The sequence below is a fragment of the Butyrivibrio sp. INlla18 genome (genome assembly GCF_900103635.1).
In the GTDB taxonomy this organism is placed as follows: Bacteria; Bacillota; Clostridia; order Lachnospirales; family Lachnospiraceae; genus Butyrivibrio.
In genome coordinates, this window is record NZ_FMXK01000008.1 from 17,819 (window position 1) to 41,188 (window position 23,370).

Annotated in this window: 19 protein-coding genes; 18 read left to right on the forward strand and 1 reads right to left on the reverse strand. The window is 41.6% G+C overall.

The window, feature by feature from the left end:
• The first annotated feature begins 24 nt into the window (after window positions 1-24).
• Window positions 25-819, forward strand: a complete 795-nt coding sequence (locus BLS24_RS06365) for a hypothetical protein (RefSeq protein WP_091757235.1) — start codon at window positions 25-27, stop codon at window positions 817-819.
• Window positions 820-990: 171 nt separating this feature from the next.
• A complete protein-coding gene (locus BLS24_RS06370; protein WP_091757237.1) occupies window positions 991-2,679 on the forward strand; it encodes a CehA/McbA family metallohydrolase in 1,689 nt (562 codons plus the stop codon).
• Here the strand turns inward: BLS24_RS06370 and BLS24_RS06375 are convergent.
• Window positions 2,666-3,457 carry a helix-turn-helix domain-containing protein gene (locus tag BLS24_RS06375; RefSeq protein ID WP_083385599.1) on the reverse strand — a complete coding sequence of 264 codons (792 nt, stop codon included), beginning with the start codon at window positions 3,455-3,457 and terminating at the stop codon, window positions 2,666-2,668. The genes BLS24_RS06370 and BLS24_RS06375 overlap by 14 nt on opposite strands.
• 149 nt (window positions 3,458-3,606) lie before the next feature.
• On the opposite strand from BLS24_RS06375, the gene bglB reads away from it, so the two are divergent.
• The 16 genes from bglB to BLS24_RS06455 all read left to right on the forward strand — a co-directional run bounded on the left by bglB (window position 3,607) and on the right by BLS24_RS06455 (window position 23,364).
• On the forward strand, window positions 3,607-4,698 hold the full coding sequence (gene bglB / locus BLS24_RS06380) for a beta-galactosidase BglB (RefSeq protein ID WP_091757239.1): 1,092 nt from the start codon (window positions 3,607-3,609) through the stop codon (window positions 4,696-4,698).
• Window positions 4,699-4,714: 16 nt separating this feature from the next.
• Window positions 4,715-5,641 (forward strand): ROK family protein, encoded by a 927-nt coding sequence (locus tag BLS24_RS06385; RefSeq protein WP_091757241.1) that lies wholly within the window; start codon window positions 4,715-4,717, stop codon window positions 5,639-5,641.
• 16 nt (window positions 5,642-5,657) lie between these two features.
• On the forward strand, window positions 5,658-7,322 hold the full coding sequence (locus BLS24_RS06390; protein WP_091757244.1) for a hypothetical protein: 1,665 nt from the start codon (window positions 5,658-5,660) through the stop codon (window positions 7,320-7,322).
• A 45-nt stretch (window positions 7,323-7,367) separates the two neighbouring features.
• Window positions 7,368-8,384: a 5-dehydro-2-deoxygluconokinase gene (gene iolC, locus BLS24_RS06395; RefSeq protein ID WP_091757246.1), complete on the forward strand. Its 1,017-nt coding sequence runs from the start codon at window positions 7,368-7,370 to the stop codon at window positions 8,382-8,384.
• 180 nt (window positions 8,385-8,564) lie between these two features.
• Entirely contained in the window at window positions 8,565-10,496 is a 1,932-nt protein-coding gene (gene iolD / locus BLS24_RS06400; RefSeq protein ID WP_091757248.1) for a 3D-(3,5/4)-trihydroxycyclohexane-1,2-dione acylhydrolase (decyclizing), read from the forward strand.
• 28 nt (window positions 10,497-10,524) lie between these two features.
• Window positions 10,525-11,304, forward strand: coding sequence for a 5-deoxy-glucuronate isomerase (locus tag BLS24_RS06405; protein WP_091757250.1), 780 nt, complete (start codon window positions 10,525-10,527; stop codon window positions 11,302-11,304).
• A 30-nt stretch (window positions 11,305-11,334) separates the two neighbouring features.
• A complete protein-coding gene (gene iolE / locus BLS24_RS06410; RefSeq protein WP_091757252.1) occupies window positions 11,335-12,231 on the forward strand; it encodes a myo-inosose-2 dehydratase in 897 nt (298 codons plus the stop codon).
• A gap of 294 nt (window positions 12,232-12,525) precedes the next feature.
• Window positions 12,526-13,536: an inositol 2-dehydrogenase gene (iolG, locus tag BLS24_RS06415; RefSeq protein ID WP_091757254.1), complete on the forward strand. Its 1,011-nt coding sequence runs from the start codon at window positions 12,526-12,528 to the stop codon at window positions 13,534-13,536.
• Between the two features lie 14 nt (window positions 13,537-13,550).
• The gene (locus BLS24_RS06420) at window positions 13,551-14,705 is read left to right on the forward strand and encodes an iron-containing alcohol dehydrogenase (protein ID WP_091757256.1); all 1,155 of its coding nucleotides are present in this window, start codon (window positions 13,551-13,553) and stop codon (window positions 14,703-14,705) included.
• Window positions 14,706-14,835: 130 nt separating this feature from the next.
• Window positions 14,836-16,911: an ABC transporter substrate-binding protein gene (locus BLS24_RS06425; protein ID WP_091757258.1), complete on the forward strand. Its 2,076-nt coding sequence runs from the start codon at window positions 14,836-14,838 to the stop codon at window positions 16,909-16,911.
• Window positions 16,912-17,016: 105 nt separating this feature from the next.
• On the forward strand, window positions 17,017-18,105 hold the full coding sequence (locus tag BLS24_RS06430) for an ABC transporter permease (RefSeq protein WP_071174953.1): 1,089 nt from the start codon (window positions 17,017-17,019) through the stop codon (window positions 18,103-18,105).
• Entirely contained in the window at window positions 18,105-19,223 is a 1,119-nt protein-coding gene (locus tag BLS24_RS06435; protein WP_091757260.1) for an ABC transporter permease, read from the forward strand. The genes BLS24_RS06430 and BLS24_RS06435 overlap by 1 nt, the downstream gene beginning before the upstream one ends.
• A gap of 13 nt (window positions 19,224-19,236) precedes the next feature.
• The gene (locus tag BLS24_RS06440) at window positions 19,237-20,328 is read left to right on the forward strand and encodes an ABC transporter ATP-binding protein (RefSeq protein ID WP_091757262.1); all 1,092 of its coding nucleotides are present in this window, start codon (window positions 19,237-19,239) and stop codon (window positions 20,326-20,328) included.
• The gene (locus BLS24_RS06445) at window positions 20,315-21,322 is read left to right on the forward strand and encodes an ABC transporter ATP-binding protein (RefSeq protein WP_091757264.1); all 1,008 of its coding nucleotides are present in this window, start codon (window positions 20,315-20,317) and stop codon (window positions 21,320-21,322) included. The genes BLS24_RS06440 and BLS24_RS06445 overlap by 14 nt, the downstream gene beginning before the upstream one ends.
• A 258-nt stretch (window positions 21,323-21,580) precedes the next feature.
• Window positions 21,581-22,498 carry an ABC transporter permease gene (locus tag BLS24_RS06450; protein WP_071174956.1) on the forward strand — a complete coding sequence of 306 codons (918 nt, stop codon included), beginning with the start codon at window positions 21,581-21,583 and terminating at the stop codon, window positions 22,496-22,498.
• On the forward strand, window positions 22,498-23,364 hold the full coding sequence (locus BLS24_RS06455) for a carbohydrate ABC transporter permease (protein ID WP_091757266.1): 867 nt from the start codon (window positions 22,498-22,500) through the stop codon (window positions 23,362-23,364). Before BLS24_RS06450 ends, BLS24_RS06455 begins: the two co-directional genes overlap by 1 nt.
• Window positions 23,365-23,370 lie beyond the last annotated feature (6 nt).

Genomic DNA, 23,370 nt, shown 5'->3' on the forward strand with positions numbered 1-23,370 from the left:
TGGGTGAATTATTGGGGGTTTACCATGGCACTAAATATTTCAGACGTAGTAAGTGCAGTTAATAATTATCTGTATTCAATCTCTGATGTAGCTAATGCTACATCAGATTCTTCAAAGACCGCAAAAGCCGGTGGAGAATCCATATTTCAAAAATACTTAAATAAAGCAACGGAAGATGCGGTAGCTTCTGATGATACACAGGCAGCAGAGGTTGTCGCAGCAGTAGCTGCTAATCCAAAGACAGATGCAGTTGCGACACCTACAGTACAGACTGATGACCTCAGTCAGAAGATAAACAGTGTTTTTGATAATATGGATCTTGAATCCAAAATACTTAGTAACATTGAATCCAAATCTGTTGATATTAAGTCAGAGATCACCAAAAACATTGCATCTCATACAGTAGATGTAAAGGCAGAACTTGTTGATAATATGGCAACGCACAACAGACTTAATGAGATTCAGGAAGAAGCAGTCAAAGAAGTATCACCATCGACCACATCAACTGAGGGAGATGCTTCATCAAACTTCAACGCTTATAACGGACTTCTTGGTTCAGGAGCATTAAAGGAACTTGCAGATTCATCATACTTCACATCCAATCTGGTTCAGAGTTCCATAACAAATGCAGAAGACTTAACAAGCAAAAAGCAGGATGCCAGCAACATGACAATAGCGGATCTAAATACTAATTCACTTATGTCAAATACTCTTGGCAATTCCTTTTCAGCACTGGATTCAAACGACTATACATCGGCCCTTATAAACTCTTATAAAAACAATAGTTCATCTAATGCACTGTTTGACTTTACTGTTTGAGGGCATCACAAAAAATGCAATATTTTTTGTTATAAAACATAAAAATCGCGTAGATAATGCACACAATTGACACTAAAATGTATGATATGGAGATATGGTAGGACTCTATGTCATACATTTTCTTTTTATAACACCTTGGCAGTTTTAATTGTCAGGAGGAATAGATGCATTATGAGTAAAGAAACAAAGTTTTTATCAATTGCAATAGGTCTTTTACAGGGGAAACTCGCTGAAGAAGGCAAGGATGACCCAGTAGTAAAAGAGATGAATGCAGACAGACTCTATGAGTTCACCAAGTTTGCTGTTACAAACTTTGGAAGTAAGATCTCAAAGAGAACCAATAATGTTGACTACGATGCCAAGAATGACAGAAACAGATTTCACAGAAATGGAATTCTTGAAGGCGCCACAAACCTTGGTAGCCTCATCGTAGAGACAAGATGCGATGGAGTAGGTACACCTGCTCAGGTCAAGCTCTTCAAACTTCTTGAGGGCGAGACACCAGAAAACTTTAATAGAGTTAACGGCAAGATCACAATGATCCGTGACATTACAGGATTTGATGGAGTTCTTTCCAGAAAACTCTCAGAAGGTACATATGTAGTTGAGATCTCAAAGGGTAGCGAATATGAGATCATCACAGACAGCCTTGAGATCAAGACTGGTGAATATACCAAGAAACTTTATGACCTCAACAGATTCTACAACCTTTCAAAAGAAGGCTGGATCGCAGGAGACCTTCATCATCACAGCGTTTATTCAAGCCCTGTTTACGCAGGAGATGACGATGTGGTTGAGACTCCTCAGGAAATAGCCAATTCCATGATGGCCATGGGACTTGAGTACGGAGCGCTTAGTGATCACCACAACGTTCTCAACCACGAAGCATGGAAGGCTGGTAAAAGAGATAACTTCACACCTATAGTATCCAAGGAAATTTCAACTTCCAACGGACATGTAATGGCTATGGGCGTTGATAAAGACGTAATATACGACATTCCAAAGGGTGATCGCAGAACAGATGAGTTCCTGAGAAATGAATTCAGACGTGTCACAACAGAGATCAAGGAACTTGGCGGACTTCCACAGATCAATCATCCAAGAGATCTTTCAGTTTCAATATCATGGAATCCTAATTTCTATGATATGATCGATATCTTTGAAACCATGGAGATCTGGAACGGCTCTAATCCTATGATGGCCGGAAGCACCAATGATCTTGCTTACAAACTGTGGCTTTCACTTATGCAAAGAGGATTACTTCTTCCAGCAACAACGGGAAGTGATACACATAATATAGCTGCTGATGATTATCACATTTTATTTGACCAGATCATGGATACAGTTGATATCATCAAGGCTTCAGAAAAAGAGCTCGAAGAAAAATATAAAGATGAGCTCTACGTATTTAAGCTTATTACAGAGAGTCTTTTACCTATCCTTGAGAAGTGGGCTGAGACAAACCTTACAAGTGGCGGTGTCAGAACCTACATCAACATTGAGGGTGAAAGAAATCAGGAAAATGTCTTAAAGACATTAAAGAGTGGTCACAGCTTTTTGACCAACGGACCAATCCTGATCCCAACTGTAAATGGCAAAAAGCCTGGCGAAAAGCTCGAAAAGTCAGGAAAACTTGATATTGATATTAAGCTCCTTGCTAACACAGAGCTTAAGAAACTCCTTATCTGTACTGAGAATGGAACATTTAAGGAGATAGAATTAGAAGCAAACAAAGAAAATGGCTTCTATGACTACAGCATGCACATAAGTGAAGATGTAGCAGAAGCCAAGTATGTATTCTTTATTGCTAAGAGCGATTGCACAAACCTTGCGATCAGCAATCCTGTTATTTGTTGTTAGTGATTGCGGTCTGTCTGTACTGTCTAGGACTTGTTCCCGCAACCTTATTAAAGATTCGGTTGAACTGTGAGAAAGATGCAAAACCGCATTCCTCTGAAATAACAGAGATCTTCTCATTGGATGAGACAAGTCTGTACTGCGCATTCTTGATCCTGGTAAGCTGAATGTAGTTGGAGAGATTAAAGCCTGTAACCTGCTTGAACTCTCGTGACAAATAGCTAGGACTTACAAAGAACTGGTCAGACAGCGAATTAAGTGAAATATCTTCACTGAAATGGTTATGAATGTAGGATGAGATCTCATACATCTTTTGCTCAATGGAGCTATAGCTCTGATCATTGGTGTAGAGATTCTTATCCTTTAGATCATAAAGAGTATAAAGAAATTCCTGAAACTTAGTATGAATATAAAATTCATCTGCAGGATTTCCGTAATACTGATGCTCTTTAGAAAATACAAAGAGCGAATTCAAGATGCTTATAAGTTTCTGTCTGTCTTCAAGACTAAATCTGAAGATTGGCACTTCATTGTTGAAGGGACTGAGAATTTTCTCATAAGCTTCGGCAGTATCTGGATTGTGAAGCTCATACATAAAGTCAATAATGATTCTCTTGCTGGGCTCGCCCTTGTAATACACAGATTTGTGCATGACAGAAGGCGCCAGTAACACAATGTCTCCCATGTGGATATTGTAAGGAGTTCCCTCGATAAGGTGGGTTGCGTTAGGCGCAAGCAGTATCATCATCTCGTAATATGGATGCAGATGCTGGAATTCCATATTGATAGAGGCATCCCTCTTATCATAATCAATGTAATAAAAGATATTGTTAGGGATGTTGTTGATGATTATATAGTGGTTGTCTTCATAAAAAATACTGTCATCTATAAGCATGTGATTAGTATATATGAAAAAAAGAGAGGTAGCAAATGAAAGTCGATAATGAATTAATAACAAATACTCTGAAGGTTCTGGCAGATAGTTTCCAGAAATTCCTCTATGAGGATGATGAGTTCTTTTTGGAAAATATGAAATCCAAGAATCTTGCTGGAGATGATGTATCAAGATACCAGCACTGGGAGTGGACTCAGGGAGTAGGACTTTACGGACTTTTGCAGCTCTTTGAAGAGACAGGAAATAAGGATTACTACGATTTCCTTGATAAGTTCTATGACAAGGAGATCTCACTTGGACTTCCTGCCAAGAACATAAATACAACAGCTCCACTTTTAACACTTTCATTTTTGTTAAAAGAAAAAGAAAATCCAAAATACAGAGAAGTTTGCCATGAGTGGGCAGAAGCCATCATGAAAGATTTCGTAAGAACAAAAGAGGGAGGCTTTACTCACAGAACATCAGATAGTGAAAACAACGAAGAGCTTTGGGATGATACACTGTTTATGACAGTAATGTTCCTTGCAAGCATGGGTGAGATCGAAGATAACGATGAGTACAGAGAAGAGGCAAGATATCAGTTCCTTCTTCACATCAAGTATCTTACAGATCGCAAGACAGGACTTCTTTTCCACGGATGGACCTTTAACGGAAACCACAACTTTGCAGAAGCTCTTTGGGGCAGAGGAAATTGCTGGTTCACAATGGCAATCCCTGAGTACCTTTCAATTGCTGATGTAAATGGCGCAGACAGAAGATTTCTTATTGGTGCTTTGGAGCGTCAGGTAGAAGCTCTTGAGAAATATCAGGATGAGAGCGGAATGTGGCACACACTTGTAGATGATCCAACATCATATGTTGAGACAAGTGCTACATGCGGATTTGCATACGGAATTCTTAAGTCAGTTAGAATGGGACTTATTGATCCTAAGTATAAAGAGGTTGGACTTAAGGCACTTGATGCAGTACTTGCAAACATCGCAGAAGATGGAACAGTCAACCAGGTATCATACGGAACACCAATGGGTAGAGAGTCAAAAGACTTCTATAAGACCATCGAAATTAAGCCAATGCCATATGGTCAGGCTCTCGCAATGTTATTCCTTCTTGAAGCATTGAAGGCGTGAATTATAGAGGTGTGGAATGTATAGAATTGGAGTGGATGTAGGTGGAACCAATATTGCCATAGGAATCGTGGATGAAACCTACAAGATCGTGGACAAGACTGGTGTTAAGACATCAGAAGCTAGTAGTCCAGAAGGGATGATCAAAGCCATAGCAACAACTGTAAAGGAGTTGATTGCTAGGAATGGTTTAAATGAATCAGAAATCGAATCCATCGGTGTTGGGGTGCCGGGAACGGCGGAGCTTGATACAGGAAAGATCATGTATGCCAACAATCTTGGATTTGAGGATGTGCCATTTTTACCAGAGCTTCAGAAGGCACTTGGCAAGGAACTTGGAAGTGTTACATGCTTTGACAATGATGCTAATGCTGCGGCAATTGGTGAGTATATTACAGGTGATTATGATGCCAAGAATTTTGTGATGGTAACTCTTGGAACTGGAATCGGTGGTGGGATCATCATAGATGGCAAGGTTGTAAGAGGAATCAACTACGCGGCAGCAGAGATCGGACACATGACAATAAATGTGGAAGGCGTAGATTGTAACTGCGGAAGAAGAGGATGCTTTGAAAACTACGCATCAGCTACAGCTCTTATGCAGCAGGCAAAAGAAGCTATGAATGTTGATGATATGGACGGCGAGAAATTCTTTGGCCTTGTAAGGGAAAAGAATGAGGCAGCGCTCAAGGTCCTTGATCAGTTTACAACATATCTTGCAGAGGGACTTATAGACATAATAAATATCCTTCAGCCGGAAGTATTAGTTTTAAGCGGCGGAATTACGAGGGCAGCAGATCTTTTCATAGATCAGCTTAGAGAAAAAGTTAGTAAAGGAGTTTACTCCAGAACCAGCAAAAAGAATACACTCATCACTGTGGCTAAGGGAATCGCAGACGCAGGAGATGTAGGAATAGTAGGAGCAGCACTAATTAGCAAAGGTTAATTAAAAGAGGTGTATTATGGAAAAACATTATCAGATAATTTTAAAGGACACAGAAGAAAGAGTTTACGAGTCCATGCGTCAGCAGATCATGGATGAGAACAATCCTAATCAGGGAGCATTTCTTGATGATGATCACATCCTAGATGCAAAGTTCACCATCTATAGAACAGCTTCAATGATAGCTCTTTATTGCAATAGTGACAGTGAGCTTTATAGAAGTGAGGAACTTTTGAAGAGGATCAGACTTGGTTTTAAGTTTGCCAAGATGATGCAGCATGAAAGCGGACTTTACGACTATGTAACATGTAACTTCAATTCCGCTCCAGATACAGCTTTTTCAATCAAGAAGCTCATGCCATTTTTCTTTTACCTTAGAGATATCGTAGGAGATAAAAGAACTGCTGAGGAGAATGAGATCTTCGAGACAATGAACGAGATCATCGAGAAGGCGGCTCACGGTATCATGACTGGTGGCTTCCATACTCCAAACCATAGATGGGCAATCGCTTCAACTCTTATGGAATGTGCCAAGATCTATGACAATGATGATATGAGAGCCTGCGCAAACAGATATCTTGCAGAGGGAATCGACTGCAATGAAGATGGAGAGTTTGCAGAGAAGTCAGCTGGTAACTATAACAGAGTAAATAACGATGCTATGATCACACTTGCTGAGGCAACAGGTGATGCTTCTTACGAAGACTACGCAGTTAGAAATCTTCACATGATGCTTCATTACTGGGAGCCAGACGGATCAGTTTATACAGCTAACTCAACTAGATTTGATAAGGACCGTCTCTCATATCCTACAGATTATTACACAGAGTATATGCTCATGGGCCAGCGTCACAACGTGCCTGAGTTCTACGAGATGTGCAACAGCATTATAGATATTTGTCAGTCCAAGAATCTCTTAGCTCCTGACTGCCTCATTTATTTCATGTGGTATCCAGAGTGGAGAACAATAGAGCACGAGGGACTTTACAGCAATCCTGATTACCACGTATTTTATAAAAACTCAGGTATCGCCAGAAACAAATCTGGAAGATATACATATACAACCATGAGTGGCAAGTCAAACTTCCTTTATTTCCACAACGGAAGCATCAAGCTTGAGATGAAGGTTGCAGGAAGCTTCTGTGAACACAGAGCTTTCAAGGCTGACACCATCGAGGAGATTCCTGGAGGAGTACACCTGCACCAGACAATGCATGGCTGGTACTACCTGCCATGGAGTGCAGACAAGATTCCAGAGACCAACGACTGGTGGCAGATGGACAATGCAAACAGAGACAAGAAGATGGGACCTGACATGGATATTGATGTTTGGGTAACAGAGTCTTCTGAAAAAGATGGAATCGATGTAAGGGTTAAGACAAGCGGTGTTGATGGAGATCCATGGAGAATCGAGCTTGCATTTACTGGAGCAACATTCATTGAAAATGATCACCTTGCTATGCACCTTTCAGGCAATGAAGCTCTCACAGTAAAAGATGGAAATGTAGAGCTTTCAAACAGCAAGGATACACTTGTTATTGGACCAGCCTTTGGAACTCACAGATTTATGGAGGGTAAAGAGGATTCAGAGCTGAGAAATGCAGGTGCATCAACAGTTTACTTTACTGATTACACAGGATTTGATCACACGATCACAATTAGAAATAAGAGAAGTCAGTTCTAAATTATCTATATAAAATGTATTGGGGAATACAAAGGGGATAGCAACATGAAGTATTTAGAATTTGATAGCACAAGAAAGATGGACATAGTTTTTCTTGGAAGGATCGCAATTGATTTCAATCCAGTAGACTATTTTCATCCACTAGAAGAATGCACAACATTCAAGAAGTACGTTGGTGGCTCACCAGCAAACACTTCGATTGGTGTCACAAGACACGGCCTTAAGGCAGGCTTTTTTGCCAAGGTATCTGATGACCAGTTTGGAAATTTCGTAGTGAATTTCATGAACAAAGAAGGCGTAGATACATCCCACATCACAAGATGTACAAATGGCGAGAAGCTTGGTCTTACATTTACAGAGATACTCTCGCCAACAGAGAGCAGTATCCTGATGTACAGAAATGACATCGCTGATCTTCAGCTTTCAGTTGAGGATATAGATGAAGACTATATCAAAAATAGTAAGGCCCTCCTGATCTCAGGAACATCTCTTGCTGAGAGTCCTTCAAGAGAAGCGGCTTTGAAGGCAGTTATGCTGGCCAAGAAAAATGGCACAAGAGTCATTTTTGATGTAGACTACAGAGCTTACAACTGGAAAAACGACGATGAGATCTCAATCTACTACGCAGCAGTTGCCAAAGAAGCAGATATCATCATGGGTTCAAGAGAAGAGTTTGACCTTACTCAAAAGCTCATTATGCCAGGGTTAAATGACGAGGAGACAGCAAAGTATTGGTTCTCTCAAAACGCCAAGATCGTCCTGATCAAGCATGGTAAAGAAGGCTCAACGGCCTACACCAAGGATGGTGAGAAATATTCAATAAAGCCATTCCCTGTAAAAGCGCTTAAGGGCTTTGGCGGCGGAGATGGATACGCATCAGCCTTCCTTTATGGAATATTCTCAGGTTGGGATATGATCGATTGTCTTGAGTTTGGTAGTGCAGAGGCATCTATGATGGTTAAGAGCCACTCTTGTTCAGAGGAACTTCCAGCTACAGAAGAAGTTAGGAAATTTATAGAAGAAGAGAAAAAAGAATATGGTGAAATGATCGCAAGAGTTTGATGACAAAAAATGCAATCTTTTTATGAAGTCATCACAAAAAGCGCGTAGAATATGCGCAATAATAAAAATAAAATGTATGGTATAGGGTAACAATTACGCTCTATACCGTACATTTTTTATTTTGGGAAAAGACAAAGAGCGTAGTTAAGGGGTATAGCAAATTTAATATAGGAGAAGGTCATGGAGAAAACTATAAAGCTTACAACAGCTCAAGCGCTGGTTAAGTTTCTTGACCAGCAGTATGTTTCCTTTGATGGTAAGGAGACAAAGTTTGTAGAGGGGATATTTACAATCTTTGGCCATGGTATCGCTGTAGGACTTGGGGAAGCCCTAGACAGTGATCCAGGAAAGCTCAAGGTCTTTCAGGGTAGAAATGAGCAGGGTATGTGTCACACCGCCTGTGCATTTGCCAAGCAACATAACCGCAGAAAGATCATCGCTTGTTCATCTAGTGTAGGTCCAGGCGCCGCCAATATGGTAACAGCCTGCGCAGATGCCACAGTCAATCATATTCCACTTTTAGTATTTCCAGCAGACACATTTGCATCAAGACAGCCAGATCCTGTTCTTCAGCAGCTCGAAGTAGAGGGCTCGCTGGCAGTTACAACAAATGATGCTTTTAAACCAGTCTGCAAATATTGGGACAGAATAAACAGACCTGAGCAGCTCATGACAGCAATGATAAGCGCAATGAGAGTTTTGACGGATCCAGCAGAAACAGGTGCAGTCTGCATTTCTCTTCCACAGGATATCGAAGGCGAGGCCTATGACTATCCAGAGTACTTCTTTAAAAAGAGAGTTCACAAGATCGTTCGTCAGGCAGCTGCTTCAGAAGAAATTGCAGATATTGTCTTAAAGATCTCAAAGGCCAAAAAGCCACTTGTTATAGTTGGCGGAGGAGCTAAATACTCAGAGGCAGGCGAGACAATAGAGAAGTTCTGCAGCTCTTTTAACATCCCGTTTGGTGAGACTCAGTCAGGAAAGAGTGCTTGCAAGTCATCAGATCCAATGTGCCTAGGAGGAATCGGTGTAACAGGAACATCTGCAGCAAATCAGATTGCCAAAAAAGCAGACCTTATCATTGCCCTTGGCACAAGGCTTTCTGACTTTACGACAGGTTCAAAGAGGCAGTTTAAGCCAGGTGTTTCAGTAGTGACAATAAATGCAAACCGCTTTGATGCATACAAGATGGACGCTACAAAGGCAGTAGGTGACTTGAAAGAGACACTGACACTTGTAACAGCAGAGCTTAAGAAAAAGAAATATAAGAGTGCCTATAAGGATGAGATAAAGACCGCAAAGCAGAAGTGGTCAAAGGAGATGGATAAGCTTGCAGGCATCGTTTACACAGGCGATAAGTTTAAGCCAATGATCGAAGCCAGAGATCCTAGAACTCTTCCTGAGTTCCACAAATTGACCGGTGCCACATTGACGCAGACAGCTGCAATAGCGACAGTTAGAAGAAACATCGATGCAAACGCAAACATTGTAACAGCTGGCGGATCACTTCCAAGCGACCTTCAGAGAATGTGGACTACTGATGAAAGATACGCTTACCACGCAGAGTATGGCTACTCATGTATGGGATACGAGGTTGCAGGAGCTCTTGGAGTCAAGATGGCTGAGCCAAAGAAGGAAGTCTATACATTCCTTGGGGATGGAAGTTTCCTAATGCTCCACAGCGAGATAGCTACAGCAATGCAGGAAAAAGCCAAGATCAATATCTTAGTATTTGATAACTGCGGTTTTGGATGTATCAATAATCTTGAGATGACCCATGGCATAGGCTCAATGGCAACTGAGTTTAGATACAGAGACAAAAACGGAAAGCTCTCAGGAGACCTTATTCCTATCGATTATGCAATGATCGGCAATGGCTATGGACTTAAGACCTACACAGTCAGAACTGTAGAAGAGCTTGAAGCAGCCCTTAAGGATTCCAAGAAGCAGAAGGTTTCAACGCTTATCGACCTCAAGGTAATGCCAAAGACCATGACAGATGGTTATGATTCATGGTGGGATGTTGGCCTTGCAGCAGTATCAACTAGTAAGAGCGTAAGGGCTTGCCGCAAAGAAGTTGAAGAAGGCAGATCAGAAGCTCGTAAGTACTAATAAATCTTTTTTAGAGAAGGGGACAGATATGGGAAAGGTTTTTGGTTATCCAGAGTTTGATGATAAGGGCGAAAAGATCCTAACAACTTATGATAACGACTATAAAGACATGATGATGGACATCAGAGTATTTCGTATGTCTAAGGGCCAGGTAAAAGAATTTGTGAAACCTAAAGAGGAGATGGCAGTTCTTTTGCTAAAAGGAAAACTTAAATATTCCTGGAATGGTCAGGAAAAGGAAGTGTACAGAAAGGACGTCTTCACAGATGGCCTCTATGCACTTCATGTTTGCAAAAACACTAGGGTTACGGTTACAGCAGAGAGCGACGCAGAGATTCTTGTTCAGTGCACTGACAATGAAAGAGAATTTGATGCTAAGTTTTATGATCCTGAGAACACACCATGGATCTACTCTTGCAAGGACAAGTTCGGGGGAACTGCAAAAAGAAGAGTAAGCACAGCCTTTGACTATGAGACAGCGCCTTACTCAAACATGGTCCTTGGAGAAGTGTTAAATGATCCAGGAAACTGGTCAGGATACATACCACACACTCATCCACAGCCAGAGACTTATTATTTCCTATTTGATAGACCGGAGGGGTTCGGGGCAAGCTTTGTAGGAGATGAGGTCTTCAAGAGCGTTGATGGTAGCTTTTCAGCAATTCCAGGTGGAAAGATGCATCCACAGTCCTGTGCACCAGGATTTCAGATGTATACCTGTTGGATGATCAGGCATCTGCCAGGCAATCCATGGACCGACAGAATTGATGATGAGCGTTATACATGGCTGTACGACTACAAGGGGTAAGACTATATTGACAACAAAGGGGAGAAGGTAATGTTAGATAGTAAGAAGGTATCACTTGGCATTGCGCCTATTGGTTGGACCAATGACGACATGCCAGATCTGGGAAAAGAAAACACATTTCAGCAGTGCATCAGCGAGATGGCACTTGCAGGCTTTAAGGGCTGCGAAGTAGGAAGCAAGTATCCAAAGGATGCAGAAGAACTGAAGAAGGCGCTTGATCTTAGGGGGATTCAGGTGTGCAATCAATGGTTCTCCTCATTTCTTTTAACAAAGCCATATGAAGAGGTGAAAAAAGAGTTCGTGGCTCAGCTTAATTTCCTGAAGGCTCTCGGAGCTAAGGTAATAGGTGCTTCAGAGCAGAGCTATTCTACTCAGGGCAAATTAGACCAGCCAATATTTGAAGGCAAATATGTCATGAATGATGAAGAGTGGGACAGACTTGTAGATGGACTCAACCGTCTCGGCAAGGTTGCCAAGGATAACGGCATGATCCTCACATATCATCACCACATGGGTACTGTAGTGCAGACAGAAGAAGAGATTGATAGATTCATGGACATGGTAGATCCAGACCTTGTCTATCTCTTGTTCGATTCAGGACATCTGTCATTTGCAGGAATCGACCCAGAGCCAATTCTTGCCAAGTTCGCAAAGCGTGTGAAACATGTGCACTTAAAAGACATTAGAACAGCCAAAGTTAATGAGGCAAGAGAGAATAAGTGGAGTTTTCTAAAAGGTGTACGAGAGGGAGTATTTACCGTACCTGGAGATGGTGACGTGAATTTTGCTCCACTATTCAGAATATTGGAAGCAACGAATTACGAAGGTTGGGTAGTTGTTGAGGCAGAGCAAGACCCAGCTAAAGCAAACCCATTTGAATACGCATTGAAAGCAAGAAAATATATTAGTGAAAAAACAGGACTATAAATTGTAGGGGATTTAGTAGAAAACGTAGGGTTAGATATTTAGAAATAGTAAGAAATATTTACATTTTATGAAATTTAATAATGACAGAAGTATGAGGTGAGGATAGGAACTGCCAAAAGTAATAAGCAACTTTGAGAGCCTTTGTGCTCGTCGGTACTTATGCCGTGTTTTTTGCGGCATTAGTACCGCTACGAAGCACAACGGAGCGGAAGCGTCCTCAAAGTGATTATTATTTTTGCAGTTAATATCCTCCCCATACTTCGTCAGGTATCAAAAACGTAAAGGGGAAAATATATGGTTACAGTAGGAATAATTGGGGCAGGTAGAATTGGAAAGGTACATGTACAGAGTATTACTAATAATGTACCTGGTGCAAAGATCAAGACACTGGCAGATCCATTTATGAATGATGAAACTGCTAAGTGGGCAGAAGGCATGGGAATAGAGAAGATAACAAAAGATTATAAGGACATCATTAATGACCCTGAGATCCATGCGGTACTCATCTGCTCATCAACAGATACTCATGCACCTATTTCTATAGAAGCAATAAACGCTGGAAAGCATGTCTTTTGCGAAAAGCCAATTGATCATGACGTAAGCAAGATTCATGAAGTCATTGATGCATTAAAGGGCAAGAACCTCAAATATCAGGTAGGCTTCAACAGAAGATTTGACCACAATTTCAGGGCTGTGCAGGCAGCAGTTGCAGCTGGCAAAGTCGGAGATCCTCAGATCATCAAGATCACATCAAGAGATCCAGAGCCACCTTCACCAGCATATGTTGCAGTATCTGGCGGAATGTTCATGGATATGACAATTCATGATTTTGACATGGCTAGATTCCTTGCTGGTTGCGATGCAGAAGAAGTTTATGTTCAGTCAGCAGTTTTGGTGGATCCAGAGATTGGCAAGGCTGGAGATGTGGACACTGCGGTGATCACTATCAAGATGAAAAACGGTGCGCTTGTAGTGATCGATAACTGCAGAAAGTCAGTATACGGCTATGATCAGAGAGCAGAAGTGTTCGGTTCAAAGGGAATGGCAGCTATCACTAATGATGCCCAGTCAAATGTGACTGTATCAAATCAGGATGGAGTAACAGGAGAGAAGCCTCTTTTCTTCTTCCTTGAGAGGTACATGCAGGCATATTCAGATGAGATCAAGTCCTTTATCGAGGCAGTTGAGAATGACACAGATACAGCGGTTGGCATTGAAGATGGTCTTAAGCCAGTACTCATGGCAATGGCAGCAAATCTTTCTGTAAAAGAACATAGACCTGTAAAGCTTTCAGAGGTCGAGTAAGGGGGAAGTAACTAATGGCTAAAGAGTTTATTGTTCCGGGAAAGATAGTTACTGGAAAAGGAAGCATAAAGGAAGTCGGATCATACGTAGATGGTTTTGGTAAAAAAGCTCTCATAGTATGCGATCAGATAACAGAAAAACTTGGCAAAGTAAAGATCATCACAGATGCACTAAATAAAAAAGGTATTTCTTTTGCAATATATGATGATTTCTTGGGGGAGCCAACTAATGTGATGATAGAGGATGCTCTGTCGATCTACAGAAACGAGGCTTGCGATTTTCTTGTGGGAATAGGCGGTGGAAGCGCCCTTGATATAATGAAGGCAGTTGCGGCAATGGATGCCAACACCGGCAAGATATCAGATTATATGGGAAAAGAAATATCTGGCATAAGAGCCAAGATGGTAGCAATCCCAACAACAGCAGGAACAGGCTCAGAGGCTACACAGTTTACCATTATTTCTGATGTGGATACAGGTGTGAAGATGCTTTTAAAGGGTGCTCAGCTTATGCCAGATGTTGCAATTATTGACCCAGAGCTGACAATGACACTTCCTCCAAAGATGACAGCGTCAACAGGTCTTGATGCCCTTACTCATGCGGTTGAAGCGTATACATCGAGGAAGGCTCAGCCACTTACAGACACCTTGGCAATATCTGCAATAAGAAGGATATTCCATTATCTACCTCTTGCATATCATGACAATGGAAGCGATGTGGCTAGAACACAGATGTCTATAGCTGCTTTGGAGGCTGGAATGGCCTTTAACAATTCAAGTGTAACACTGGTTCATGGGATGAGCCGCCCTATCGGAGCTCTTTTCCACGTGCCACATGGAATCTCTAATGCAATGCTCCTTAGTGTGTGCCTTGAGTATGCCAAAGAGGGAGCCAAGGACAGATTTGCTGATATGGCAAGAGCAATAGGGGCAGCAACTGATGAAGATTCAGATGAACAGGCATCAGATAACTTTATGGTTGAGATCAAAAAAATCTGCAATGTTTGTCACATACCAACACTTGAGGGATATGGCATAAATCGTGATGAATTCTATGCTCAGATCGATAAAATGGCCGAAGATGCAATGGTAAGCGGAAGCCCATCTAACACAGTAAGAGAGCTAGACGTGGAAGTGTTAAAAGACCTGTATCGCAAATTATACAAGTGAAAATAATTAAAATGACAAAAAATGCAATGTTTTTTAAAAATAAGCAAAAAATTTAAGCTATTTTACCTTACTACGGTCTGATAATATGTTAATATCATAATGTATTGGTGAATTACCAAAGGAGGAACTTATGAGAAAGAAGAATTCTAGATTAATGTCTATGGTTCTTGTAGCAGCAACATCTATGACGATGTTAGCAGGTTGTGGCGGAGCAGCTACTCCTAATGAAACTGGGGTAGACAATAACACAACAACAGAACAGGCAGGAACAGAGGCTACAACAGAAGAAGTATCACAGGTAGAAGTTAACCTTGGGAGCTATTCAGAAGCTCCAATGCTTGCTGAGCAGGTATCAGCAGGAACACTTCCAGCAGTTGAGGAGAGAATTCCAGACGCTGATAACGTTTTTGTTGAAACTGTAGATGCAACTGGTGCACACCTTGAAATCGGTAATTATGGTGGGGTTATCAATCTTGCAGGTGCTGGCGGCGGATGGGGATTATCCAGACCAACACTTGAGTCTATTATCCGTTACAACACAGACGGATCTTATTATCCAAACGTAATCAAGGCTTTCGATCACAACGATGACTACACAGAGTGGACATTCCACTTAAGAGAAGGCATGAAGTGGTCAGATGGTGAGCCTTTCACAGCAGATGACATTACATTCTGGTACTATATGTGCCACCTTTCAAACTTTGATAGCAAGAAGAGCGGATGGCCAGCTCTCAAAGAAGAAGTTAATGGCGAAGATGCTTGGGCAAAGCTTACAAAGGTTGATGATTACACAGTAACATGGACATTTGTAAATCCTAAGTATCCAGCAGACTTCATCGAGAACGGTGATTTCAAATGGTGCTGGGCTCCAGCTCATTACTTAAGCGATCTTATTCCTGATTCAGAGGATTTCCCTTATGTAGAGAATGAGTATTGGCAGTCAACAGGTCTTTCTGAAGAGGAAGTACTTGCAAACGCTCAGAAAAAGGGCATCGATGCAGCAACAGTTAAGGATCTTGGTAAGGCAGTTTCTTACAACTTCTGGAACACATCAGGACTTCCAACACTTAACTCTTTCGTTCTTTCAACTGTTCCTGGCAACAGCTCAAAAGACGATACACTTTGCATCATGGATCGTAACCCATACTTCTGGAAAGTCGATGCAGCAGGCAATCAGCTTCCTTATGTTGATGCACTTCACTTCAACACAACTTCAGAAGAGGGACAGGATCTTCTTATGTTCCGTTCAGGCGAGATTGATATCATCACAATCGCTATGAAGGACATTTCAGCAACACTTGGTGATCTTGGCGATGCTGCTGAGCTTCGTGAGTGGGGCACAACAAACTGGGGTAGTTACCAGATCACATTTAACTACACAAACACAGATGAGAACTATGCAACACTTTTTGCTAACCCAGATTTCCGTGAGGCAATGTCAATCTGCGTAGATAGAAACCAGGTATCAGAACTTCTTTCAGACGGATTCCTTGAGCCAGGTCAGGCAGCTCCAGCTGAAGGCAACATCGGATACGATGAAGAGTGGGCAACAAAGTGGACAGAGTATGATGTAGACAAGGCTAAGAGCCTTCTTGAAGGATGTGGACTTGTAATGGGATCAGACGGATTCTACGATTTCGCAGATGGATCAGACCTCATGCTTACATTCCTTGCATATGACGGCGGTGCTGATGAATCATATCCAGTATTCGAGCAGTACTACAAAGCAGTTGGTATCAACTGTGCACTCAAGAACCTTGAAGTAGCAGCATTTGATGAGCAGATCGATAACAATGACTGGGTTGCAGTAATGGGACCTCACACAGCTATCGGTGGTGCTTCACTTAAGGATAGAGCAGCTCCATTCGTACCTATCGCTCAGTCATCAGAGTGGTATGGTGAGTATGGTACATACTACCAGACAAAGGGCGCTCAGGGTGTTGAGCCTACAGGCAACATGGCAAAGCTTGTTGAGATCTATGACAAGTGGCGTTCAACATCTGATGAAGCAGAAAGAGATGCTTATCAGGAACAGATCTACCAGATCCACAAGGATAACCTCTGGTCAATTGGTTATCTTAAGGCAGAAAACTCATATGAGCTCATTAACTCAAAGATCAAGAACTATGCAGATAACCTTGTATGGGCTGACTGCTATCAGTACGCTAACATGACTCACTATGAGGTACTTTTCAAAGCTGAGTAATATTATCAACACTAATTGAATTGGTAAATATTTCCGGGGGCGCGAAAGGTTTTTAAAAACGCCCTCGGATTTTTTGAGAAAGGGACAGTTCTGATGGAGGAAAAAATGGCTAAAAAGAGCTTTGTTGGTAATCTGAAGGCCTTTTTTGAGAAAGACCTTGTTCAGTACATCGTTAAGCGTGTACTCATGTTTATTCCTACATTGCTTCTTATTTCAATTCTTGTTTTCTTCGTTATACAGCTTCCTCCGGGAGACTATGTATCAGCACATATTGCGGCTCTGGCCACAGAAGGTGAGCTGGTTGACGCAGATTACGCAGCATCAATGAGAGAAGACTATGGTCTTGATCTGCCAGTATGGCAGCAGTATATCAAATGGGTAAAAGATATTATCTGGACACCATCTGATACACCTTATTACAGACTTTATCACTCACACCACAACTGGAAGTATTCATTTGCTTATGGTCGTGATGTTTGGAGCGTAGTAAACGACAGATTAGGATTAACTATTGGCGTAACTTTCATTATTATGTTGTTCCAGTATCTGGTATCAATACCTATAGCAGTATACGCCAGCACCCATCAGTATTCGGTGGGCGATTACATATCGGCCATCATAGGATTCTTGGGTACGGCTATTCCTAACTTTATTTTGGCTATTGTACTTATGTATTTATCTTATAGATGGACAGGCAACGCTAACGTAGGTCTGTTCACACAGGAAATGCTCAAGAACGGTGTTCACCTTTACAACTTCGGCGATTTCATGAAGAGAATGATCATTCCTATCGTCGTAATCGGTACAAGTGGAACTTGCGGTATAATCCGTTCAGTTAGAGCACAGATGCTTGATGAAGTTGCTAGACAGTACACACTTACAGCAAGAGCAAAGGGTGTACCAGAAGGCAAGATCATCATGAAGTACTGCTTCAGAGCAGCTATCAACCCAACTGTTTCAGGTCTTGGCGGAGTATTATCAAGTCTTTTCTCTGGTTCAACTGTAACAGCTATGGTATTAAACATGCAGATTCAGGGACCTGTACTTTACAAGGCACTTCAGTCTCAGGACATGTACCTTGCAGGTGCTATTGTTATGATCCAGGCAGTTCTGGTCGTAATCGGCGTACTTTTATCAGATATTGCACTTGCTTTCCTTGATCCAAGAATTCGTTATTCAGGAGGTAACAGATAATGGCAAAGCGCACAAAGTCAAAAGACGATTATTATCTTGCCTCCCAGTGGACCTTGATGGCAAGAAAGCTCAAGAAGCACAAACTGGCACAGGTTTCATTCTTTATCTTAGCAATACTTTATATTGCAGCACTTTTCGCTGATTTCCTTGCTCCATATTCACTTGATGAATTCGATGGACTTTACAGGAATTCAGCACCAACAGCAATCTATACAATCTACGACGGCCAGAATGTAGGACCTCACGTATACAAGCTTGCCAAGCAGATTGATAAAAAGACCTTTGAAGTAAGCCTTCAGCCTGATCTTTCAGAGTATTACAAGATTGAATGGTTTGTACATGGCTCAGAGTACAAGATCTTAGGATTATTCCCTTGTGACCTTCACCTCTTTGGTGTTGGCGAAGGATCAAATGGCGGAACAGGAGCTAAGTTATTCCTCTTCGGAGCGGATTCACTTGGACGAGATATTTTCTCAAGAGTACTTCTTGGAGCAAGAATCTCACTTTCAATCCCATTTGCCAGCGCGATCATCAGCTTCTTCCTTGGAATTGCGATCGGATCAATCTCTGGTTACTTTGGTGGAGCGATCGATATGGTAATACAGCGTATTATCGAGGTTATCGGTGCTGTGCCACAGATTCCTCTTTGGATGGCACTTTCAGCAGCTATTCCAGCCGGAATCTCAACAATTAAGATGTACTTCTACATGACAATTATTCTTTCATTCATTAACTGGACAGGAATGGCCCGTGTAGTTCGAGGCAAGTTCCTTTCTCTCAAGAATGAAGATTATGTAATGGCTGCCAGAATTTCTGGTGTATCAACTTGGAAGATTATCTGGAAGCACCTTGTTCCTGGATTCATGAGTTACCTCATCGTATCACTTACTCTTGGAATTCCTGGATCAATCGTAGGTGAGACTTCTATGTCATACCTTGGACTTGGTATTAAGTCCCCTGCAACCAGCTGGGGAGTACTTCTTCAGGAAGCAAGCTCAGTTACTGACGTAGCAGCTAACCCACACAAGCTTATTCCAATTATCTTTGTAACAATCACAGTTTTGGCATTCAACTTCCTCGGTGACGGAATGAGAGATGCAGCTGATCCATACAAATAATAAGGAGGAATTTATGGAAAAGGATAATATTATAGAAGTAAAAGACCTCCATGTTGATATAAAGATGATGGAAGGCACTCTTACACCTGTAAGAGGCGTAAACTTCGAAATTAAGCGCGGCGAGACACTTGGTCTTGTTGGAGAATCAGGTTGTGGTAAGTCAATTACCTGCAAATCTATTCTTGCTATCAACGACAAGAAGTGTATCCCAAGCGGTGAGATCATGTTCAAGAATGAGGATGGAACAGAAGTAGATATCCTCAAGATGAATCCTAAGGGAAAAGAGATCCGTAATATCAGAGGAAAGCAGATTTCCATGATCTTCCAGGAGCCAATGGTAGCTTTTTCTCCAATGTACACAATTGGTAACCAGATCACTGAAGCGACTCTTTTACATATTACAAAGGATAAGAAAAAGGCTAAAGAGATCTCTCTTGAAGTAATGAGAAAGGTTGGTATTGCCAACGTAGAAAAGAGATACAATCAGTATCCTCACGAGTTCTCAGGCGGTATGTTACAGAGAGCCCTTATTGCTATGGCTCTTGTATGTAACCCTAAGCTTCTCATTGCCGATGAGCCTACTACAGCTCTTGACGTTACAATTCAGGCTCAGATCCTTGAGCTTATGAAGGAACTTCAGAAAGAGTTCAACATGGCTATCCTCTTCATCACACATGACCTTGGTGTTGTTGCCAGAATGTGCGATAGAGTAGCTGTTATGTATCTTGGTAAAGTCGTTGAGACTGGTGATGCCAAGACAATATATGCAAACCCTCAGCATCCTTACACAAGAGGTCTTATGGGCTCTGTTCACAAGATTGGCGGTAATAAGGAAGAGAGACTTTTTTCTATCGAGGGTACTGTACCTCTTGCCATGAATCTTCCAAAGCAGTGTGGATTCTATGACAGATGTGATTGCAGGATCGAAGGTCTTTGCGATAAGGCTGAGCCTGAACTTGTAGAGACTGAGCCAGGACACAAGATTGCATGCTTTGCTTGCAACAATCCAGCTTGTCAGGCACACAGAAAAGAGGTTGAGGAGAGACTTGCTAAAGAAGCCTCAGAACCTGCACCAGAAGGAGGAAAGAAGCGTGGAAAAAGATAATATTTTAGAAGTAAAACATCTTCACAAGCGTTTTACCTCCAAGAACGTAACAGTTAAGGCTGTTACAGATGTTTCTTTTAGCGTAAAAGAAGGCGAGACAATCGGTATCGTTGGTGAGTCTGGTTGTGGTAAGACAACACTTGGTCGTTGCATCGTAAGAGCTTATGATGCATCTGAAGGTGAAGTAATGTACCGCACAGAGGCTGGCGAAGAGCTCGACTTCCTCAAAGTAGACAAAAAGAAGATGAAAGGAATCCGTAAGGAGATCCAGATGATCTTCCAGGATCCTTATTCATCACTTGATCCTAGAATGACTGTACTGGACATCATCAAGGAGCCACTTAAGGCTAACTTCCCTAAGATGCCAGAAAGCGAAATGGATCAGAAGGCTAAGGACATGGCTGAGAAGGTAGGTCTTAATCCTGCTTACCTCATGAGATACCCACATGCATTCTCTGGTGGACAGAGACAGCGTATCGGAATCGCAAGAGCTCTTGTTCTTAATCCTAAGATCATCGTATGTGACGAGGCTGTATCAGCCCTTGACGTTTCTATCCAGGCGCAGGTTATCAACCTGTTAAAAGACCTTCAGAAAGAAATGAAGCTTACATACATCTTCATTTCACATGACCTTTCTGTAGTAGAGCATATCTCTGACAGAGTAGGTGTTATGTATCTTGGTAAGATGGTAGAGTATGGCGAGACAGAGCAGATCTTCTCACATCCAAAGCATCCATATACAGAAGCTTTGATGTCAGCAGTTCCTGTTGCTGATCCTAACTTCCAGCAGGAGAGAATTCCTCTTAGAGGAGAGATTCCAAACCCTGCAAATCCACCAAGTGGATGCTACTTCCACACAAGATGCAGATTCTGTGATGAGAAGTGTAAAGAGATCACACCTGAGTACGATCAGTACGAGCCAGGACACTTTGCAGCATGTATCAAAGCAGGCGAATTAAAGCTTAGAGGCTTTGAATATTCTGAAAATAAATAATTGATCCTAAAGCGGATGTAGGTCGAAAAAATGACCATACATCCGCTTTTTGATTTATCAAAAGACAGAATATTTGACCAAAATGTAAAATGACAAAAAATGCAATGATTATTGAAGTATAGGGCAAAATAAATGTAGTTTCTTGTTGGTGACATGGGTAAAATAAGTATATATAATGATAAAGAGAACAGTGATTATCATTATGCCGTCTATTATGTGGGGGAAACACATTTTGAGATATTGGGAAGAGAGGGTTATATGGACAAGAAAAAGAGAGGGAAGGTCAGAGTATACCTGAGAAACAACTGGCAGTTGTACCTGATGCTCATAATTCCTGTAGTGTATATGGTCTTGTTTAAGTACAAGCCAATGCTCGGTGTAATTGTTGCTTTCAAGAAATTTAACGTATTTAAGGGTATTTGGGATAGCCCATGGATCGGACTTGCAAACTTCAAAGAAGCTTTTACTTCAAAAGACTTCTGGAGTGCCCTTAAGAACACTTTGATACTTAATATTGGTGACCTTATCATAGGTTTTCCATTTCCGATATTCCTTGCGATATTTTTAAATGAGCTTAGAAGTGAAAGGATCAGAAAGACTACACAGACTCTTTTGTACCTTCCAAACTTCCTTTCCTGGGTTATCATCTCAGGAATCGTTACACAGCTCTTTTCGAATTCAGGACTTGTTAATAACGTTATCACATCACTGGGGGGTGAGAGTGTATCGTTCCTAAGCAATTCCTTCCTGTGGAGATTTGTGTACTGGGTAATGGGTGTATGGCAGGGAGCTGGATATTCACTTATCGTTTATCTGGCAGCGCTTATGGCTGCTGATGCTTCCCTTGGCGAAGCTGCTTATATCGATGGAGCAACAAGACTTCAGAGAATATGGCATGTAACTATTCCACAGATTTCATCAACTATTACAGTTCTTTTGATCATGCAGATCGGAAAGCTTGTTAATATCAGCTTCGATAGACCATATATGATGGGTAACACCCTGGTCAGAGATGCATCAGACGTTATCAGCACTTACGTGTATTCCGTAGGTCTTGCAGCAGGAAGATTCGACTTTGCGACAGCAGTCGGTCTGTTCCAAACAGTAGTTGGAATCATCTTAGTATTTTCAGCTAATGCTGTTATCAAAAAAATGGGACAGGAGGGAATCATGTAATGAGCGCTATCAACAGTAAAAACGAACGACTTTTCCAGTTTTTCTGGACAGCATTCTTCATTCTTATAACATGTATCGCCATGATCCCTATCCTTCGAGTTCTGGCTGTTTCACTTAGTGGTAAGAATGCAATCCTTGCAGGAAAGGTATTTATCCTCCCTGTGGATATCAATATAGAAGCTTATACAAGAGCGCTTCAGAGCGGAAGCTTTGTAAATGCCTTCTGGTACTCGATCGTACTAATGCTTGCATCAACAGTAATAAACCTCGTAATGACAGTGCTTGCAGCGTATCCTCTTTCCAAGAAGGGACTTGTGGGCGGCAAGATCGTAATGACACTCTTTGTTCTTACAATGTATCTTCACCCAGGCGTTATTCCTGAGTACTTGAACGTAAGAGACTTCAAGATGATAGACACTGTTTGGGCACTTATTGTACCAGGAGCCCTTAGTGCATACAACATGATCATCATGTGCAACGCATTTAAAGGAATCGACTCAGCTATCTATGACGCGGCCAAGATTGATGGTTGCAGCGAGGCAAGATGTCTTTTAAGCGTAGTTCTTCCACTGGTATATCCAACAATGGCAACACTTGGACTTTTCTACGCAGTAGGAAGATGGAACGGAATCAGCGATGTTTTGTACTATATCAATTCCTCCAAGTATTTTACAGTACAGATGGTACTTAAGCAGTTCGTTGAATCCATCAATGTTTCAGTTGAGGAAGGTCTTCAGACTAACCTCGTGGCAGAAAATATCAAGGCGGCAAGTATCGTAATATCAATGCTTCCAATGCTGATCGTATATCCTTTCGTTCAGAAGTTCTTTACAAAAGGAATCATGGTTGGTGCAGTTAAAGGCTAACGAAGT

Excerpts from the sequence above, each read along its gene's own strand:
- BLS24_RS06365 (WP_091757235.1), top strand. The coding sequence starts at position 25 with ATGGCACTAAATATTTCAGACGTAGTAAGTGCAGTTAATAATTATCTG.
- BLS24_RS06370 (WP_091757237.1), top strand. The coding sequence starts at position 991 with ATGAGTAAAGAAACAAAGTTTTTATCAATTGCAATAGGTCTTTTACAG.
- BLS24_RS06375 (WP_083385599.1), bottom strand. The coding sequence starts at position 3,457 with ATGGAATTCCAGCATCTGCATCCATATTACGAGATGATGATACTGCTT.
- bglB (WP_091757239.1), top strand. The coding sequence starts at position 3,607 with ATGAAAGTCGATAATGAATTAATAACAAATACTCTGAAGGTTCTGGCA.
- BLS24_RS06385 (WP_091757241.1), top strand. The coding sequence starts at position 4,715 with ATGTATAGAATTGGAGTGGATGTAGGTGGAACCAATATTGCCATAGGA.
- BLS24_RS06390 (WP_091757244.1), top strand. The coding sequence starts at position 5,658 with ATGGAAAAACATTATCAGATAATTTTAAAGGACACAGAAGAAAGAGTT.
- iolC (WP_091757246.1), top strand. The coding sequence starts at position 7,368 with ATGAAGTATTTAGAATTTGATAGCACAAGAAAGATGGACATAGTTTTT.
- iolD (WP_091757248.1), top strand. The coding sequence starts at position 8,565 with ATGGAGAAAACTATAAAGCTTACAACAGCTCAAGCGCTGGTTAAGTTT.
- BLS24_RS06405 (WP_091757250.1), top strand. The coding sequence starts at position 10,525 with ATGGGAAAGGTTTTTGGTTATCCAGAGTTTGATGATAAGGGCGAAAAG.
- iolE (WP_091757252.1), top strand. The coding sequence starts at position 11,335 with ATGTTAGATAGTAAGAAGGTATCACTTGGCATTGCGCCTATTGGTTGG.
- iolG (WP_091757254.1), top strand. The coding sequence starts at position 12,526 with ATGGTTACAGTAGGAATAATTGGGGCAGGTAGAATTGGAAAGGTACAT.
- BLS24_RS06420 (WP_091757256.1), top strand. The coding sequence starts at position 13,551 with ATGGCTAAAGAGTTTATTGTTCCGGGAAAGATAGTTACTGGAAAAGGA.
- BLS24_RS06425 (WP_091757258.1), top strand. The coding sequence starts at position 14,836 with ATGAGAAAGAAGAATTCTAGATTAATGTCTATGGTTCTTGTAGCAGCA.
- BLS24_RS06430 (WP_071174953.1), top strand. The coding sequence starts at position 17,017 with ATGGCTAAAAAGAGCTTTGTTGGTAATCTGAAGGCCTTTTTTGAGAAA.
- BLS24_RS06435 (WP_091757260.1), top strand. The coding sequence starts at position 18,105 with ATGGCAAAGCGCACAAAGTCAAAAGACGATTATTATCTTGCCTCCCAG.
- BLS24_RS06440 (WP_091757262.1), top strand. The coding sequence starts at position 19,237 with ATGGAAAAGGATAATATTATAGAAGTAAAAGACCTCCATGTTGATATA.
- BLS24_RS06450 (WP_071174956.1), top strand. The coding sequence starts at position 21,581 with ATGGACAAGAAAAAGAGAGGGAAGGTCAGAGTATACCTGAGAAACAAC.
- BLS24_RS06455 (WP_091757266.1), top strand. The coding sequence starts at position 22,498 with ATGAGCGCTATCAACAGTAAAAACGAACGACTTTTCCAGTTTTTCTGG.